The organism is Methanolobus tindarius DSM 2278, from assembly GCF_000504205.1.
GTDB lineage: Archaea > Halobacteriota > Methanosarcinia > Methanosarcinales > Methanosarcinaceae > Methanolobus > Methanolobus tindarius.
Genome location: NZ_AZAJ01000001.1, coordinates 2,364,461 through 2,381,126, shown reverse-complemented (window position 1 = coordinate 2,381,126; position 16,666 = coordinate 2,364,461). Strand labels below are relative to the sequence as shown.

General features: G+C 38.8%; 17 protein-coding genes. 13 read left to right on the top strand and 4 right to left on the bottom strand.

Annotated elements, in window-relative coordinates; translation table 11 throughout:
- Nucleotides 1–265 precede the first annotated feature (265 nt).
- The gene (locus METTI_RS16210; protein WP_281170045.1) at nucleotides 266–391 is read left to right on the top strand and encodes a hypothetical protein; all 126 of its coding nucleotides are present in this window, start codon (nucleotides 266–268) and stop codon (nucleotides 389–391) included.
- Between the two features lie 70 nt (nucleotides 392–461).
- Here METTI_RS16210 and METTI_RS11485 read toward each other — a convergent pair whose 3' ends face one another.
- Nucleotides 462–953, bottom strand: coding sequence for a rubrerythrin family protein (locus METTI_RS11485; RefSeq protein WP_023845987.1), 492 nt, complete (start codon nucleotides 951–953; stop codon nucleotides 462–464).
- Nucleotides 954–1,452: 499 nt separating this feature from the next.
- Here METTI_RS11485 and METTI_RS11480 point away from each other — a divergent pair, with 499 nt between their 5' ends.
- From METTI_RS11480 to METTI_RS11470, 3 genes are all read left to right on the top strand, one after another.
- Entirely contained in the window at nucleotides 1,453–4,713 is a 3,261-nt protein-coding gene (locus tag METTI_RS11480) for a chemotaxis protein CheB (protein ID WP_023845986.1), read from the top strand.
- A gap of 64 nt (nucleotides 4,714–4,777) precedes the next feature.
- Nucleotides 4,778–6,100, top strand: a complete 1,323-nt coding sequence (locus METTI_RS15250; protein ID WP_023845985.1) for a PAS domain-containing sensor histidine kinase — start codon at nucleotides 4,778–4,780, stop codon at nucleotides 6,098–6,100.
- 200 nt (nucleotides 6,101–6,300) lie between these two features.
- A complete protein-coding gene (locus METTI_RS11470) occupies nucleotides 6,301–6,627 on the top strand; it encodes a PLDc N-terminal domain-containing protein (RefSeq protein WP_023845984.1) in 327 nt (108 codons plus the stop codon).
- On the opposite strand, the gene METTI_RS11465 is transcribed toward METTI_RS11470, so the two are convergent.
- Both METTI_RS11465 and METTI_RS11460 read right to left on the bottom strand, forming a co-directional pair.
- The gene (locus tag METTI_RS11465; RefSeq protein WP_023845983.1) at nucleotides 6,628–6,873 is read right to left on the bottom strand and encodes a hypothetical protein; all 246 of its coding nucleotides are present in this window, start codon (nucleotides 6,871–6,873) and stop codon (nucleotides 6,628–6,630) included.
- 620 nt (nucleotides 6,874–7,493) lie between these two features.
- The gene (locus METTI_RS11460) at nucleotides 7,494–8,189 is read right to left on the bottom strand and encodes an AIM24 family protein (protein ID WP_048135417.1); all 696 of its coding nucleotides are present in this window, start codon (nucleotides 8,187–8,189) and stop codon (nucleotides 7,494–7,496) included.
- Nucleotides 8,190–8,365: 176 nt separating this feature from the next.
- Here METTI_RS11460 and METTI_RS11455 point away from each other — a divergent pair, with 176 nt between their 5' ends.
- The 4 genes from METTI_RS11455 to METTI_RS11440 all read left to right on the top strand — a co-directional run bounded on the left by METTI_RS11455 (nucleotide 8,366) and on the right by METTI_RS11440 (nucleotide 10,993).
- Nucleotides 8,366–8,614, top strand: a complete 249-nt coding sequence (locus tag METTI_RS11455) for a glutaredoxin family protein (RefSeq protein ID WP_023845980.1) — start codon at nucleotides 8,366–8,368, stop codon at nucleotides 8,612–8,614.
- 5 nt (nucleotides 8,615–8,619) lie between these two features.
- Entirely contained in the window at nucleotides 8,620–9,534 is a 915-nt protein-coding gene (gene trxB / locus METTI_RS11450; protein WP_023845979.1) for a thioredoxin-disulfide reductase, read from the top strand.
- A 30-nt stretch (nucleotides 9,535–9,564) separates the two neighbouring features.
- Nucleotides 9,565–9,984 (top strand): DUF2111 domain-containing protein, encoded by a 420-nt coding sequence (locus METTI_RS11445; RefSeq protein ID WP_023845978.1) that lies wholly within the window; start codon nucleotides 9,565–9,567, stop codon nucleotides 9,982–9,984.
- 610 nt (nucleotides 9,985–10,594) lie between these two features.
- Nucleotides 10,595–10,993: a DUF2023 family protein gene (locus METTI_RS11440; RefSeq protein WP_084324067.1), complete on the top strand. Its 399-nt coding sequence runs from the start codon at nucleotides 10,595–10,597 to the stop codon at nucleotides 10,991–10,993.
- 43 nt (nucleotides 10,994–11,036) lie between these two features.
- Here METTI_RS11440 and METTI_RS11435 read toward each other — a convergent pair whose 3' ends face one another.
- Nucleotides 11,037–11,246, bottom strand: a complete 210-nt coding sequence (locus METTI_RS11435; RefSeq protein ID WP_023845976.1) for a hypothetical protein — start codon at nucleotides 11,244–11,246, stop codon at nucleotides 11,037–11,039.
- 195 nt (nucleotides 11,247–11,441) lie between these two features.
- On the opposite strand from METTI_RS11435, the gene METTI_RS11430 reads away from it, so the two are divergent.
- The 5 genes from METTI_RS11430 (at nucleotide 11,442) to METTI_RS11410 (ending at nucleotide 16,617) form a co-directional block, all read left to right on the top strand.
- Complete coding sequence (locus METTI_RS11430) at nucleotides 11,442–12,680, top strand: ABC transporter permease (protein ID WP_023845975.1); 1,239 nt, start codon at nucleotides 11,442–11,444, stop codon at nucleotides 12,678–12,680.
- 102 nt (nucleotides 12,681–12,782) lie between these two features.
- Nucleotides 12,783–13,358, top strand: coding sequence for a TetR/AcrR family transcriptional regulator (locus METTI_RS11425; RefSeq protein ID WP_023845974.1), 576 nt, complete (start codon nucleotides 12,783–12,785; stop codon nucleotides 13,356–13,358).
- A gap of 106 nt (nucleotides 13,359–13,464) precedes the next feature.
- Entirely contained in the window at nucleotides 13,465–14,529 is a 1,065-nt protein-coding gene (locus METTI_RS11420; RefSeq protein ID WP_023845973.1) for a DUF362 domain-containing protein, read from the top strand.
- Nucleotides 14,522–15,424 (top strand): permease, encoded by a 903-nt coding sequence (locus METTI_RS11415; RefSeq protein ID WP_023845972.1) that lies wholly within the window; start codon nucleotides 14,522–14,524, stop codon nucleotides 15,422–15,424. The genes METTI_RS11420 and METTI_RS11415 overlap by 8 nt, the downstream gene beginning before the upstream one ends.
- A 50-nt stretch (nucleotides 15,425–15,474) precedes the next feature.
- Nucleotides 15,475–16,617 carry an MBL fold metallo-hydrolase gene (locus METTI_RS11410; protein ID WP_023845971.1) on the top strand — a complete coding sequence of 381 codons (1,143 nt, stop codon included), beginning with the start codon at nucleotides 15,475–15,477 and terminating at the stop codon, nucleotides 16,615–16,617.
- Nucleotides 16,618–16,666: the final 49 nt, after the last annotated feature.

Genomic DNA, 16,666 nt, shown 5'->3' with positions numbered 1-16,666 from the left:
AATTTTAGAATATACCAAAAACACATCAAAAGAGAATTACTGTTGAAACACATCAGTGCCATTCAAGCTGTATCAGAAAATCTACACATAAATTATACTATTATATTGTACACGTACTTCTATAGAGAATATACAACATAAGTATAAGTTCGATCTGAACCTCCATTCATTCATGGAGATATGCAACAAAGGAAAGGAGTTTGTACACTGTAACAGTAAAAATTTTATCCGTATAAACTCTTATTCAGACAAGTGGTTACGTATCATGAAATGCAATCGCCACACCGGGGAGGATGTCTTTATGTATTTCTCACTGGACGAAATGGCATTCATTCAAAAAGCTACTGCGTCTTTTCTGGATGAAGAAAGCAGGACAGGAAATCCTGAATAAAAAAAGTTGTTAAAGAGATAAGCATAATGCTTATGCTCTCGTTATTTTATATTATATATTACTCTGAGATTTAGTCAATCTTATCAAATTTGGATGCAGGTGCACCGCAGACAGGACAGTTATCTTCAGGTTTGCCTTCGTGGGTATGTCCGCAGACGCTGCAAACGTAGTAATCTGTTTCTTCGTTGCTGCCAAGTTCTTTAAGGGCTTTTTCGTAAAGAGCTGCGTGGGTTTTTTCCACTTCGTTTGCGACCTTGAAACTCCAGAGAGCCTTGTCATCGCCTTCCTTTTCTGCTTCTTCAATAAAGGAAGGGTACATACTCTCAAATTCATAAGTTTCGCCATTGATAGCCTCTTTCAGGTTATCCTCTGTTGAACCGATGCCACCCATACGTTTGAGGTGATTTAGTGCATGGATTGTTTCAGCAGCTGCTGCAGCCCTGAAAAGTTTAGCTACCTGAGTGTATCCTTCTGCATCAGCTTTTGCTGCAAAGGCCAGGTATGTCCTGTTTGCCATTGATTCACCGGTAAATGCTGCTTTAAGGTTATCTTTGGAACTCATAATTATCTCCTTTAATGTTTCTCAGCCTGATTAGGTGTTCCCGCATATATCAGATTAACGCTGTGACAGAGTAAAAATAGGAAAAGGCATTAAAAGTGATTCAGCAAGATAATTTAAACGACAAATTTATTATCGGACAATTATATGCCGCAACTCATCAAATTTGGAAAATAATAATCAAGAAGAAAAGATATTATAATAATTCTATTACGTTTCTTAATAAAAAAATTGGAATTAATGCGTAGCATGCATTATCCACATTGTTATTAAGATATTATTATAAATATATGAAATCATTTTTCACATTGTGCAGCAAAATTTGAATTTATAGGTAAATATATATAAAATAAAATCGCATCGTAATGTGATTGGGACTAGTGTGCAACAAAAACATAATTGGTGAGTAAATAGTCACTTAATAGTGTTTCTTGTGTTAGAAAAGACAAATATCTAATATATTATTAGATATACTTCTGACAACAATAATCAGGAGTATAATATGAATTCGGTGGGTATTACAGAGGGTGGATTTGAATCTTCCCATTACATAGTAGGCATAGGAGCATCAGCAGGTGGCCTTGAAGCCATTGAAGAAGTATTCAACAGCATGCCTTCCAATACTGGAATGGCATTTGTGATAATACAACACCTTTCACCTGATTATAAGAGCCTGATGGTGGAACTACTATCTAAAAGGACAAAGATGGAAGTGTTAAGGGCAGAAGAAGGGATGCTTGTAGAACCAAACAAGATATATCTTATTCCTCCAAAAAACAATCTCACTATTTTTCACGGCAAACTACTCTTAAGCGAGCACGATAATCACAGGGTTCCGAATTTCCCAATTGACATATTTTTAGAATCGCTGGCTGAAGACCAGGGAAATAAAGCCATTGGCATAATCCTCTCAGGAACCGGCAGTGATGGTATGCGGGGAATAAAAGCCATCAAGGAAAAAGGTGGCATGGTGATGGTCCAGAGAGAAGATTCCGCTAAATTTGACGGTATGCCAAAGAGTGCCATATCTACTGGAATCGTAGACTACGTACTGACAACAAGGGAAATGCCTGAGCAACTCATCTCCTTTATTGAGCATCCCTATGCAAGCAACCCTGCAGAGACGAATGTACTTCTTTCAGATCAGAAAAGCATGGGCAAGCTCTTTTCCCTTTTAAGAAAAAAACACAAAGTTGACTTTACACATTATAAGATGAACACGGTTGTCAGAAGGGTAGAACGCAGAATGGTTGTAAACCATATTTCCGAATTCAGGGATTATGTGGGATATCTGGAAAACAATCCACAGGAGATAACAAATCTTTACAAGGAACTGCTTATAGGAGTAACTCATTTTTTCAGAGACAAAGATGCTTTTGATTACATAGCCCAGAAATCTATTATTGACATTATTAACAAGTCCGGCGAAAAAGAGATCCGCATCTGGGTGGCAGGATGCTCCACCGGTGAGGAGGCTTACAGCCTTGCAATTATCCTGAAAGAAACAATGGAAATGATTGGCAAACACATCTATGTTAAGATTTTTGCAACTGATGTTGACGAAGATGCAATTCTTAAAGCAGCCAGCGGTCGTTATCCTGAAGCAATAGTTTCTGACGTAAATCCTGAAAGACTCCACAAATATTTTATTGCAACTGATAATGAATTCCGTATAAGTAAAGAAATAAGGGAAATGATAGTTTTTGCAAAACACGATGTTCTTATGGATCCTCCTTTCCCGAATATTGATCTTATAAGCTGCAGGAACCTGCTCATATATCTCCAGCCTGTGCTTCAATCCAGAGTACTTGAACTTTTCAATTATTCACTAAAGCCCGGTGGAATACTATTCCTGGGACCCAGTGAAACCACAGGTGATATGTCTGATAACTTTGAGCCTATGAACCATAAATGGAAAATATATCGTTCAAGAGGAAAGGCAAAGACCCTTGATATCCAGAAGATCCGCAATATAACGATGGATGTTTCCAGAGCTAAAAATGAATACGTTCCGCAAACCAGAACATGGAAACAAACACAGGATGAAAAGTTGCTTGAAAGGATCATGGATACTATACAGGATGAATATCTTCCTGTGACCATCATAGCAAATGAAAGCATGGAGATCGTCTACACAATAGGCGACACAGAAGGATATTTCAAGGTCCCTTCCGGAAAAATGGTATTCACTATTTCAAGAATGGCATCAAATGACCTGTCCATACCTATTACCACTGGTCTTCAGAAAGTATTCAACACCAAAGAAGAAGTCAGATATAAAAATGTAAAGGCAAGCATAAAGGGAGAAAAAAAGAAACTCGATATTGAGATAAAACTCCTCCCTTCCCGAAATAACCAGACTCCTCTTGCTGCAATTATACTGAAGGAGAATATAATTCCTGTACAGGATCAAAACCCTGATCAAAATGAATATGATATGGAAGAGATCGTTGAGCAGCGTATATCAGACCTTGAACAGGAATTACAGTTTACCCGCGAGAACCTGCAGGCAACCATAGAGGAACTCGAAACATCAAATGAAGAGCTTCAGGCAACAAACGAGGAACTTTTTGCAAGTAACGAAGAACTTCAGGCTACAAACGAAGAACTTCAGTCTGTTAATGAAGAACTGCACACTGTAAATTCAGAGTTCCAGGCTAAGATAATAGAACTTACTGAACTAAATCAGGATATGGAGAATCTCATGGCAAATACTCAAATAGGAACATTATTCCTTGATGAGAATCTTGAGATCCGTAAATATACCACCATGATCGAAAAGATCTTCCACCTGGTAGACAACGATATTGGAAGGCCACTGGAAGGAATCGCCAATAAAGTAGTTGATATTGATCTAATCACCATTATAAAGGATGTACATGAGAACAACAGAAGTTATGAGAATGAAGTTCACACAAAGGATGACAGATGGTATTTCCTAAAAGTTCTTCCATACTTTATATCAAATGACAAATATTCCGGTATAGTTCTTACAGTAATAGACATAACCACTCTCAAAAAAACGCAGCGTACCCTTGAAAAGAAAGAAATGTGGCAAGAAGAAGCCGCATCTATCGCTAAAGTAGGTGGGTGGGAGATCGATACATCTACAATGAAAACAATCTGGACTGAAGAAGTTTACAGAATACACGAAGTAGAACCTGATTTTGATCATGATGTCCACAATGGAATTGATTTCTACCATCCTGATGACAGGCCTATAATTGAAAACGCAGTTAAAAATGCCCTTGAAAAAGGGAATCCTTTTGATCTTAAGCTGCGTCTCATAACCAATAAGGGAAAGATAAAATGGGTCAGAGCAATAGGAAAAGCAGAAAAAAATGAAAATAAAATCGTCAGGGTTTACGGGGCTTTTCAGGATATCACAGAACAATCAAATATGATATCGGAGCTTGAAAATGCAAGAAATAAGTATGATGTACTTTATGAAATGATAACAAGCCCGGCAATTGTCTGCAATTGTGAATCTACCGGTAAATGTGATATCAAGGAAATTAATTGTGCCGCAGAAAATATCTTTTCCGTTAAGCGAGAGAATGTAGTTGGGAACAAACTGTTTGAATTGCTACCGGATAAGGATGGAACCTTAGAGGAATTGATTCTCAGTGTAAAGAAAAATGGATTGCCTTCTCACATTGACTCATATACATTTGATGTTGAAAATACCAACGGAAAGTATGAAATTTATATGTACATGCTTCCCAATGGAGAAATTGTAATTATATTCTATAGTATAGATTAGGGAAAAGACAGTTGTACAAATATGATGAAAATCTGAAAATTGATAATCGAAATGGGGCACTTATATGGATAAGAGCTTAGAGGATTTGAAAAAAGAAGCACACACACGACTTAACGAGCTGGAAAAGGAGGAAACCGTAAAAGAAAATCCTGATGAAAACATACAGGCAATCCTTCATGAACTACGTGTGCACCAGATAGAACTGGAACTTCAGAATGAGGAACTGAAAAGATCACAGGAGGAACTTGTTCTCCAGAGAGAGAGTTATTACCAATTGTTCCATCGGGCCCCCATTGGCTATGCACTACTGGATGAGAACGGAATGATCCGAAAGGCTAACCAGTTGCTTTGCGAGCTTATCGATCTTTCACAATGTGAGAATATGTGTAATCCCCTTTCAAAGTATATTGTAGAGGAAGACAGGTCTGCATATATGTCCCGTTTTAAGGCTTTTTTTAAAAAACCTGAAGATAAAACGCTGGAACTGCGTTTTAAAGGCAGGGAGGGAAATATACTTTACATGGAGATGAGAGGGAGAAAAGAGATCAAGGAACACTTTGGATTCTTCAGCATTTATGAACAAACTCCTATGATACTCATAACGTTCAATGACATAGCAGAGCGCAAAAATGCAGAAAAGGCTATTGTCAATGCAATGAAAGCAGCAGAGGAAGCAAACAATACTAAAAGCTGGTTCCTTGCAAATATGAGTCATGAGCTGCGAACGCCTCTTACTTCCATAATAGGATTTTCTGAAGCAATGGAAAGGGGAGAGACTGGCGAATTGAATGAAGAGCAAAGGCGCTATATGGGGTATATAGAAGAAAGTGGCAAACATCTGCTTAATCTTATAAATGACTTGCTTGATATTTCTAAAGTGGAAGCCGGAAAGATGGAACTTAGTCTCGAACAGGTCAATATGAACGAACTATTAAAAGAAATAGAACACATGGTATATCCTATAGCCTCGTACAAAGAGATTAATCTGAATTTTAAACAGGAAGAAAACAACATCACTTTTGAGGGGGATATGTGTAAGCTAAAACAAATTATGTTGAACCTCATTAGCAATGCCCTGAAATTTACTCCCGAGCAAGGAGCAGTAGATGTCACCGGGAAATCAGTTGATCATAAAATAGAGATATCGATAGAGGATACAGGTATCGGAATTCCATCTGAATGCCACGAAAAAATATTTGACCCTTTCTCACAGCTAAATTCTTCCTTAAGTAAAGACCAGAAAGGTACAGGCCTTGGTCTTGCTCTTGTAAAAAAATTAGTAGAACTACACGATGGCACAATTAAGCTTGAAAGCGAAGTTTCCAAAGGAAGTAAGTTTACATTTTCAATTCCAAAAACCGGTAAACTGTTTGATGAATTTGAATGAATTCTCTTTCATAAGAGATTTGTTTAGGGAATGCGATCTGTTTTTGTGAATATTCCTGTACCTGTAATCTTATTTTTTCTACGTCCTTTTCTATCTTATATGCATTTGATCGAAAAGTTATTGTAAATTAATTTACATCAAATATTATTAATTTTAGATATATTTCATCATTTCAAGAATAAATAATTGGGAAGAAAATTATGAAATTTAATCAAAAAGCTGTAAATTCAATAATGAAATGGCTAATTCTGGCATTAGTTGTGCTGATAGTAATTCCTTTCACATTTAAAATTGGCCAATTGCTCTGGGGGATAATACTATTGTTTTTTGCGTTCTGGGTGAATATGCTTGTTGATTGCCTGCAGAGAAATGAAACTGAATTTCCCGTGAAGGGGCAGAATGAAAAACTAATCTGGTCAATGGTCCTGATATTTCTTAACCTGATAGGAGCATTTCTTTATTTTGCACTTGTATTCACAAAATACAATGAAACTGCTGACCCCAAAAACAGTAAAAATGTGAATTGATTATGCGAAGAAATAAGACTTGACTGTCCATACAACTCCGATAAGCACCATGAACATTCCGGTCAGCCCCACATTGAAAATGACAGATGGAAGCGTATGAGGATTTCCGGTTGGATTTCCTGCTGCATCACATGCACTTTCAGTAAGGTCAATTCCTGCAATATTGCACATTGACAATATGCCCGCAACAAGAAAGATAATAACGAGCCCTGCTGCTACCATGTACATTGGCGTTTTTAATTTCATCTGCCCCGTAATGGTATTCAAATAATATAACTCTTTACAAGTACATCCGGAAGTTGTTTTTACCGAATACCAAATATTACAGATTACAAAGAATACAGGAAAAGGGTATCGTATGTGGGGGTGTATGTTGTTATGATCCTAATCTCACCGTTCCATGTATTCGATCGGGAGGCAGACCACCTTTTAAGATTGAATCTATTGAGGTGATCTGCCCTGATGAGACCACCCCCACGTCTGATACATATAGTTCAAACCATTCTCTATATAAAGTTTATGAAATCTTCCGCATGGGGCCAGCCAGAATTTTTAAGCCCGTAAGTAGAAATTACTAAATTAATGTGGAAATGTGCAATCAAATATAGATATGTTGTAACTAATAATCATTATATACTTTTGAAGCCTATAATTATAATTGATAGTGACTGGAGCTTAACAATGAATAACGATGCAATCATCAGTGCCAAAAAGGTAGGACTGATGTTCTTCCTGTACACACTCATGCTGATGGCAGTAGTCGTAATAGCAGGACTTGTCAATACCTGACATTTTACGACTTAAATAAAAAGTATGCACCCAATCAATTGAGTGCTAACTGGAAACTTTTTATGATTTTAATTTACTCATGCAGTTGGAACTACGTAAGGAATTTCCTCATAAGGCTGGATTACCACAAAACCCTGTCCTTTGAAAGCCATCTGTATACTTTCACCACTTGACCTTCCAACCAGTGTTTTCAGGGAAATATCCGTTTTTATATCAGGCTGCAGGTTTCCTGACCATGCAACAGTTGCATTCGGATCGGTAAATACTGGCCTGTCAGGAGTTACCATCAATGTCAACGGGTCGTAGTGTGTTGTAATAGCAACCATTCCGGTTCCTTCAAGCCTTACGTTGAAAAGTCCGCCGGCCATCATTCCAGCCACCTTTTTCATCATTTTGATGTCCCAGTTGATACTTTCTTCAAAAGCCAGAAGGTCATTTCCATTCACATAAATTGCCTCGCCTTTGAGGTTGAGTATGGATATTTTCTTACCGCCGTCTGCAAGGTAAACTTTACCGGCACCCTCGGCTTTTGTAAGGGAAACACCCTCACCGGTAACCGCTTTTTTCATCATCTTTCCAAGGCCATGTTCCAGCACACCTTCGCGGGTAAATTTTACATCACCAAGGTAAGCAACCATTGAACCTCTTTTGATCCATACACGACCATCAAGGTTCACTTCAAGCATCCTGTCACGTTCAAGTTCAAACTTGCCCTGTCCAAGATCTTTCTGACCTGTATTCTTTACAAACTCATCGATGGAATATCTTGATATATCAATCCCTCCATCATTGAAAATATTGTTTATTAGTGATATACTTTTTCAAATGAAAATTTATAGATTCAAGCTTCAACAGTAAGTTAACAGCGATAATTAACTTTTTACAGTCATTAATTTGATATACTCTCCTAACTAATAGATTAATAACCAATACAAGGAGTGTGGAAAATATGGTTAAAGTTACTTTAGTACATTCGGAATGGTGTCATTTTTGTCCTACTGCAAAAAAAATATGGCGCGAACTTAAGGAACAGTGTGATTTTGAGTACGAGGAAGTAGAACTGGACACTCCTGAGGGAAAAGAACTTGCAAAGAAGTTCAAGATCCGCTCAATACCTACAACAATCATTGATGATAAGGTTGCATTTGTAGGAGTTCCTGACAAAGCCCAGGCAAGCAATGTTTGTGATGCTAGCTGATCAATATGTATGATCTTGTGATTATTGGCGGAGGGCCTGCGGGAATGACAGCAGGCATCTATGCCGTGCGCTACGGTCTGGATACCCTTGTGCTGGAAAAGAACGTTGTCCCCGGCCAGATAGCAACCGCTGACAGGGTTGAGAATTACCCCGGTTTTCCTTCCATATCAGGAATGGAACTCATGAACAAGTTCAGGGAGCATGCAGAGCAAACTGGTGTCAAAACCCAAAGTGCAGATGTAAAAACCGTCAAAGATGAAGGTGACAAAAAGATTATTGTCACTGACAACGGCGATTTTGAAGCTCTGGCAGTAATCGTTGCAACAGGAGCAAATCCAAGACGACTTGGTGTTCCCGGTGAAGATGAATTCCTGACAAAAGGAGTTTCCTATTGCGCCACATGTGACGGTCCTTTTTACTCGGGACTGAATGTAATCGTAGTAGGTGGAGGAGAGTCTGCAGTTACCGATGCACTCATACTTTCCGATATTGCCGAGAAAGTCTATGTGGTTCACAGGCGTGATGAACTTAGAGCCTGTTCTCTTCTTCAGAAAAGAGCTTTTGATAAAGAGAATATCACATTCATCTGGGACACAGTTGTTCAGGAGATAAAGGGCAGCGACCTTGTTGAAAAAGTGGTCCTCAGGAATACAAAAACAGATGAACTGACTGAAATGGAAATTGATGGCCTTTTCATCTATGTTGGTATTAACCCAAACACATCTATGGTGGATGTAGAAAAGAAAGGTGCAGGTTTCATTGTAACCGATGATAAAATGGAATCCTCTGTTTCCGGCATTTTTGCAGCAGGTGACTGTCGCAGGACTTCCATGTGGCAGGTGGTTACAGCTGTCTCAGATGGTGCGGTTGCAGCCATATCGGCACATGAATACATTACAGCTATTAAATATGAAAATTAGGTTCTTTCCACAAAATAGAAGGTGAGTAAAATGACATGCGGTGAAGAATTAAATGGTTCGATTTGCCTGAACATATGCCCGGATTCCACGGCTGATGATCTGGAGCCCATAGCAACTGCTGTACACGCCCTGATAGGCATACCGACTACGATTCGCAGTCTCAATTGCAAGGGAATTCGTATGGAAAGAGGTATGATAATTGATAGAGACTACACAGGTCCGGTACTAGAAGAGGTCATGAGGATAAACCAGAGTATCAGGACAGTACCAAAAGAAGGTGTTTACAAGGGTAAGTCGGTCATGGTTGCTCCTATAAGAACACTCGGCGGGGATGCCATTGGTGCTATAGGTGTTGTTGATCTTGTTGCAGCCCTTGACATACTGGTGATGTTCAGGGAATATCCAGGTATAATTGACGAAGTGGAAGAATCAAGAAAAAGAATTCAGTAAGAAATTATTGCCTTCATTCTTTATCTTGGTTTCTTTTTTATACATTTTTGCTGCTTTTTGATTATCCGTGCTGGTAGCTAATCTTCTGAGTTTTGACTTTGATGAAATCAAATCCGATTCAAATATTCCTGTTTCCTGCCGTATTTAAATCTAAAAGAATATCAGTTTTACAATAGGTACCTTCACAAATATTAGGCATACCAAAATAAATAAATACTCACAACACCTAGTAGGTGTTGCTACCATACAACATAACACCTGCCAATAAACAAAAATTGGTTATCTATTGCAACCAGATTGGTCATTTTCCTTAAGCAGAACACTCTTCTCCAGGTGTTGTATGGTAGCCTTCAAACACAAAAAAAATAAATAATAAATAAAATTTCAGAAACAGTCTAAAAGGAGTAAAATTATGGATTGGAGACTGCCAAGAAGAACACAGCAACGTTTCAGACATTTCAGAGTATGGCATGATGCAGAATATTACTCAGGTTCTGAAAAGTGAATAACTTGCATCTGAAAGAAACGGATAAACAGTATCAAAAACAAGAGGTGTATTCAAGTGAAAAAGGTAAGTGATGATTTTTTAAATTCGTACATGCGTGGCAACATGCAAGTTTTACGCCATCATATCTATGAATACCAGAAAGGTCTGAGGCATTTGATATTACATACTTCTACCACAGACTTAGAAAATGAGATAACTGACCTGCTTGAAAAAAAGAATGTCAACTATCATATCCAGAAAGCTTCGGATAAAAAGATCAATGTCTTTTTTGGTGATAGGAGATGTATCAGTGTTCTCAAAAAGATAGGGAATAAAAGTCTTTCAGATTACACTCCTGAGGAAGACTTTATACTTGGAACAATGCTGGGTTATGATAGAATACAGCAATGTGACCGATACCTCAAAAGAAAAAGCAAAAGTCAAAGTCAAAGTGCAGGAGTCTATTTTACTTGCGATCATCGGCATGTATCAGCAAGCTGTCAGCAGGAAATCCAGATTTGATCATTGAATACGTTGAACCTGAATAATAGTTCAATCAGTTCAATCAAAACTTTTTCATATTCTGGAACTTGATTGCCTTGCTTATTACAAAAGCTACGATGGATATTGCTATTGAAAGAATTACAACCATCAATACGTTCCCGTTTTCTGCTGCCTTCATGAGACTATAGAAAAGAAACGCACTCAAAACCATACCAACAACCAGCAGTACCGCTGCCGGCATACCGTATATTTTACCAAGTGGCCCTTCCATAGTCAGAACAACATTTTATCCATATTATAGTTTTCTATTTATTGCGAATCCATGATGATTATGATATAGTCTATTTAGGAATAATCATCTGAATTTAGCATAAGTATTTATATGTACAATTTTATTAAACTTAAAATGACTAATTAGTCAATCAATGAAAAACAGCGGATGAAATGAAATTGGGAAGAAACTGCAATGAGAAAAAGTACCTACCTAAAACTTGCTACTAATATCCTGGTACATAGTAAGATCAGAAGCTGGCTCACCATAATAGGTATTGTAATAGGCGTTGGATCAGTTGTTACCATCATGGCACTAAGTGACAGTATGGAAGCAGACATGGAAGAGAGATTAGCTGACCTGGATCTTACACTTATCACGGTGACCCCGGGTTACACGCAGGCAATGTCAGGTTTTAGAGGTGGAGGAGGTGGCTTTGGAAGCAGCACTTCATCCTCGGATGCAGAACTTACAGATAAGGATATAATGGCGATAAAGCTGGTAGAGAACATTGGTTACATCTATGGCCAGATAGCAGACAGTGGTCTGGAAGTCTACTTCATGGGTGAAACTGCAGACCTTTCTGTAACAGGAGTTGATCCTCAGGTCTGGCAATATACTGTGACTTATGAGCTGGAATCCGGAAGATTGCTTGAAGCCACCGATAATAACGTTGTAGTCATAGGTTACAGGATAGCTCATGAGATGTATGACCAGGAGATTGGCCTTAACCGCTTGCTTGCTATTGAAGGAAGGTCCTACAGAGTTGTAGGAATACTGGCAGAAGGGGAAAGTGATAGTGCTATCATTATGCCCATAGATTCTGCAGTAGATATCATCGATGATGCTGAAACGGACGTATTTGACAGTATTGTTGTAAAAGCTGATGATGTGGATAATGTTGAAACGGTTGTAGAGGACATCGAAGAGAAACTCATGATCTCAAGGCATGTTATGAACGATGATGACCGTGATTTCAGTGTTTCAGATTCATTATCAATGGCAGAATCCTTCAGTGAGATGATGGCATCGTTTACAATATTTTTGGGAGCCATAGCAGGTGTATCACTTGTAGTAGGTTCTGTGGGTATTGCAAATACAATGTTTACATCCGTACTGGAAAGGACAAAAGAAATAGGAACCATGAAGGCTATTGGTGCAAAAAATAGTGATATTATGATGATATTCCTCTTCAACTCCGCACTTGTGGGCTTTGTGGGAGGAGTACTTGGTATTGTTTTAAGTCTGATACTGACATCATTTTTCCCTTACCTCGGACTTCCAATGACACGTTCATCCACAGGAATGACAGTTGCTCCTGACCTGATGCTGCTTGGTATTGGTCTTGCAATGTTTATAGGAATTATTTCAGGAATTATACCTGCATATAATGCATCAAAAATGAAACCAGTGGACGCATTGAGGTACGAATAATTAAAACTCAATCAGATGAACAAAGATATACAAAAGGTATTTATAGAACAAACCATTTTTAGTAACATAAAATGACTAATTAGTCAATACCAGAGATTATCCATGAAAAAACAGGTTGAAGACAAAAAAGCAGCTCTTTTAGAAGCTGCCCTGAAGCTCTTTACTGAAAGAGGCTTCCATGGTACATCCACAGCCCAGATATCAAAAGAGGCAGGAGTAGCCACAGGCACTTTATTCAACTATTTCCCTACAAAAGAAGATCTCATCAACAGCCTGTATTTTGAGGTTAAAGGTGAACTAAGCCGTGAAATGGGAAAAGATGTCCATATACAGGAAAACTATAAGGAAAAACTAAGGAAAATGTGGTATAACCTGGCAGAATGGGGACTGGAAAACCAGAATGAATTCCTTTTTGTAGGACAGTTCTGTTCTTCTCCTTACATCACAAACCATACCCGTGAAGTAGTTATGGAAGAGTATATTTTCTTCCATGATCTTGTGAAAGAAGGATTAGCAAATGGTGAGCTGGGAGATTACCCTGAAGGAATGATCATTTCAATGTTCTATCAATCAAGCAGGACAATAGTAGAATTTATTCTTTTTTCAGAACCACAGGATAAGAATAAAGCTATTGAAGATGGATTTCAGGTTGTATGGAATGGGATTGCCAAAAAATAATATTTTTTTCTCCACATATATGAGTGACCGGTCACTCATATAACATTAAGACGCATACACTTTCATAAAAATCATTGAAAATTTGCACATATAGAAAGGAGAGTTAATGAAAATGAGAAAGCAGACTACTATTTTGCTGGTTTCCATTCTGATGTTTTCTTTAATTGCGGGATGCATCACAGATGACAGCGCATCAGAAACTGATTCGGAAAGACTGGAAGCCGATAGCAACAATCCAGGAGAAAATTCTCAGATGACAACTGCTAAGGATAACATGTCAACTGAAGTTCCTAAAGTCTATATGACCACTGACATCAGTCCGGAAGGCTTAATTGCAGTTTATGAAGCAATGAACCGTGATCTTACCGGAAATGTTGCAGTCAAGCTTCATAGTGGGGAACCAGGCAGTGAAGATAACAATTATCTCAGACCTGAATTTATAAAAGATCTGGTTCAGTTAGTGAACGGTACTATTGTTGAAGCCAATACTGCTTACGGTGGCGGTAGGGCTGAAACAGCAATGCATAAACAAGTTATGATAGATCATGGATTCACAGCTATTGCTCCAACAGACATAATGGATGAAAAAGGTGAAATGTCGCTTCCGGTAAGTAATGGAAAACACCTTGACGAATTCATTGTTGGTTCACATTACTCAAATTATGACTCATGGTTAATTCTTTCTCACTTTAAAGGTCATGCAATGGGCGGTTTTGGAGGTGCCCTAAAGAATGTGGCAATAGGTATTGCATCAGCTAATGGAAAGACAAGTGTACATGGTGCAGGAAATTATGACGATGTTAGTCAGATCTGGGATGCCTTCAGAGAAACACCACAGGACGATTTTTTGGAATCGATGGCAGAAGCCAATGGTGCATTCATGGATGATGTTGGAGATAACGTAGCCTACATAAATGTCTTAAACAGGATCTCTGTTGATTGTGATTGTGTTGCCAGTCCGGCTGAACCAACTATGGAAGACATAGGAATCATGGCGTCCCTTGATCCTGTAGCTCTTGATCAGGCTAGTGTTGACCAGATTTACACAGCACCTGACGGAGAACATGTAATTGAGAGGATTGAGTCAAGAAACGGTACACATATCCTTGACTATGCAGCAGGAATTGGCATAGGTAGTCAGGAATATGAATTGGTGAATCTGGATGCTTGACATACTTCAGAGAGAAGTCATATATCTCTGGTATTATTCCAGCGTCCTGTTCAACCAGATAGCAATATACTGGGTCTTCGGTATTATCCTGGGCTCAGTAATTTCCGTATTTGGGAAAGAGAAAATTCACAGATTGTTCGTTTCCATACAGAACAAACGCCTTGGATTATTCGGAGTGGTTCCGGCAAGTCTGCTGGGAATCGCCTCCCCTCTTTGTATGTTTGGTACTATTCCTATTGCAGCTTCATTCTCTGAAAAAGGAATGAGGGATGACTGGCTTGCTGCATTCATGATGAGCTCTATTTTGCTCAATCCTCAACTGCTCATTTACAGTGCCGCTCTTGGCAAAACAGTTTTTTCCATACGTTTAATTTCATGTATCATTTGTGGAATTCTGGCCGGCCTCTGTGTCAGGTTATTTTTCCGTGAAAAAGGATTTTTCAATTTTTCAACGCTTGTGCTGCCGGAAAACAGGGATACAGACACCAATATGCTGATGCGCCTGATAAAAAATATCAGGAGAAATATCAGGGCAACAGGAGCTTATTTTTTTCTGGGTATCTTGCTTTCAGCGATGTTTCAACGCTATGTATCCCCTGATGCATTTGCCAGCCTTTTCGGGAGCCAGCAGGGATTTGGAGTATTGCTGGCAGCAACCATAGGAGTACCCTTATACGTATGCGGCGGAGGTACTATTCCTTTACTACTGGAATGGCTGCGACATGGAATGAGTCTGGGTGCTGCTGCAGCATTTATGGTAACAGGGCCTGCAACGAAAATTACGAATCTTGGTGCTGTGAAAATAGTACTGGGTAAAAGGCAATTCAGTATCTATCTGGCATATACGATTTTGTTTGCAATTATAACAGGAATTATTATAGATATTGTTCTGTAATATCCTATAGTGGAGAATAAAAACAAGGTGTTAAAGAAATTGGTGTTCTTGTGATTCAAAAAATAAAAAAGATCAAACTCAAAAAGGTCGTATTACATTCATTCCTGCTTTTGCTTCTGTTTTTTGCCGGAATAATAGTATTCATGAATGTAGCTCCGGCTTTTGGAGGAGATCCAACATCAGAGCAAAAAGAAGCATATCAACAATTAAGTAACTATGCCGACGGACATTTTGTAAACGAATTACCAACAAGTGTATTCGTAGATTCGCCAGATACATCATCAAATGATTCTTCAGGTTCCGAAGTCGTAAACCGTGATCCTGCAAATCCAATCCCTGTTTCTGCGATAGACTGGAATCAGGTGAACAGTAAAAACGATAGTCTGACCTGGTTGGGACACTCCGCTTACCTGCTGAGTATTGATGACAATAAAATATTGCTCGATCCTATGCTGAGTCCTGTTGCTTCACCGGTTTCGTTTGTGGGAATTAACAGATATGAATACACCGAAGATATCATGATGAATATCATTGATGAAATGCCACCAATTGATGCAGTACTCATAACACACGATCATTACGATCACATGGATTACCAATCCATTGTAAAATTAAACAGCAAAGTATCTCACTTCTTTGTTCCTCTTGGATGTGGTGCTCATCTGATAAGATGGGGTATCCCGGAGGAAAAAATCACAGAACTCAACTGGTGGGAAGAAGCGGAGTATCAGGGTTTGACTGTTGCTCTTACACCATCAAGACATGGCTCAGGAAGAGATCTATTCAGCATTGATACTACTTTATGGGGTGGATGGGTAATTCTGGGAAGTAAAAACCGGGTATATACCAGCGGAGATGGAGGATACGGTCCGCACTTTGAGGAAATTGGAAACAAATACGGACCTTTTGACATCACCCTGATGGAAGGTGCCCAATATGACCGGAGATGGTCTGAAATTCATATGGTGCCGGAACAAGCAGTACAGGCTCATCTGGATGTCAAGGGTGAAACCATGATGCTGATGCATTGGGGAGCATTTACACTGGCTAATCATGCCTGGAATGAACCAATAGAAAGGGCAATTGAAGAAGCAAACAAAAAAAAAGTGGACATAATTGCTCCAATGATCGGTGAGACAGTTTTGTTAGATTCAGAGATGGAAACATCTCCAGCTTCGTGGTGGGATTTCTGAAACGATACAGGTTTCTCCCGATGTACCGATAAGCTGAGACCGACAAAAT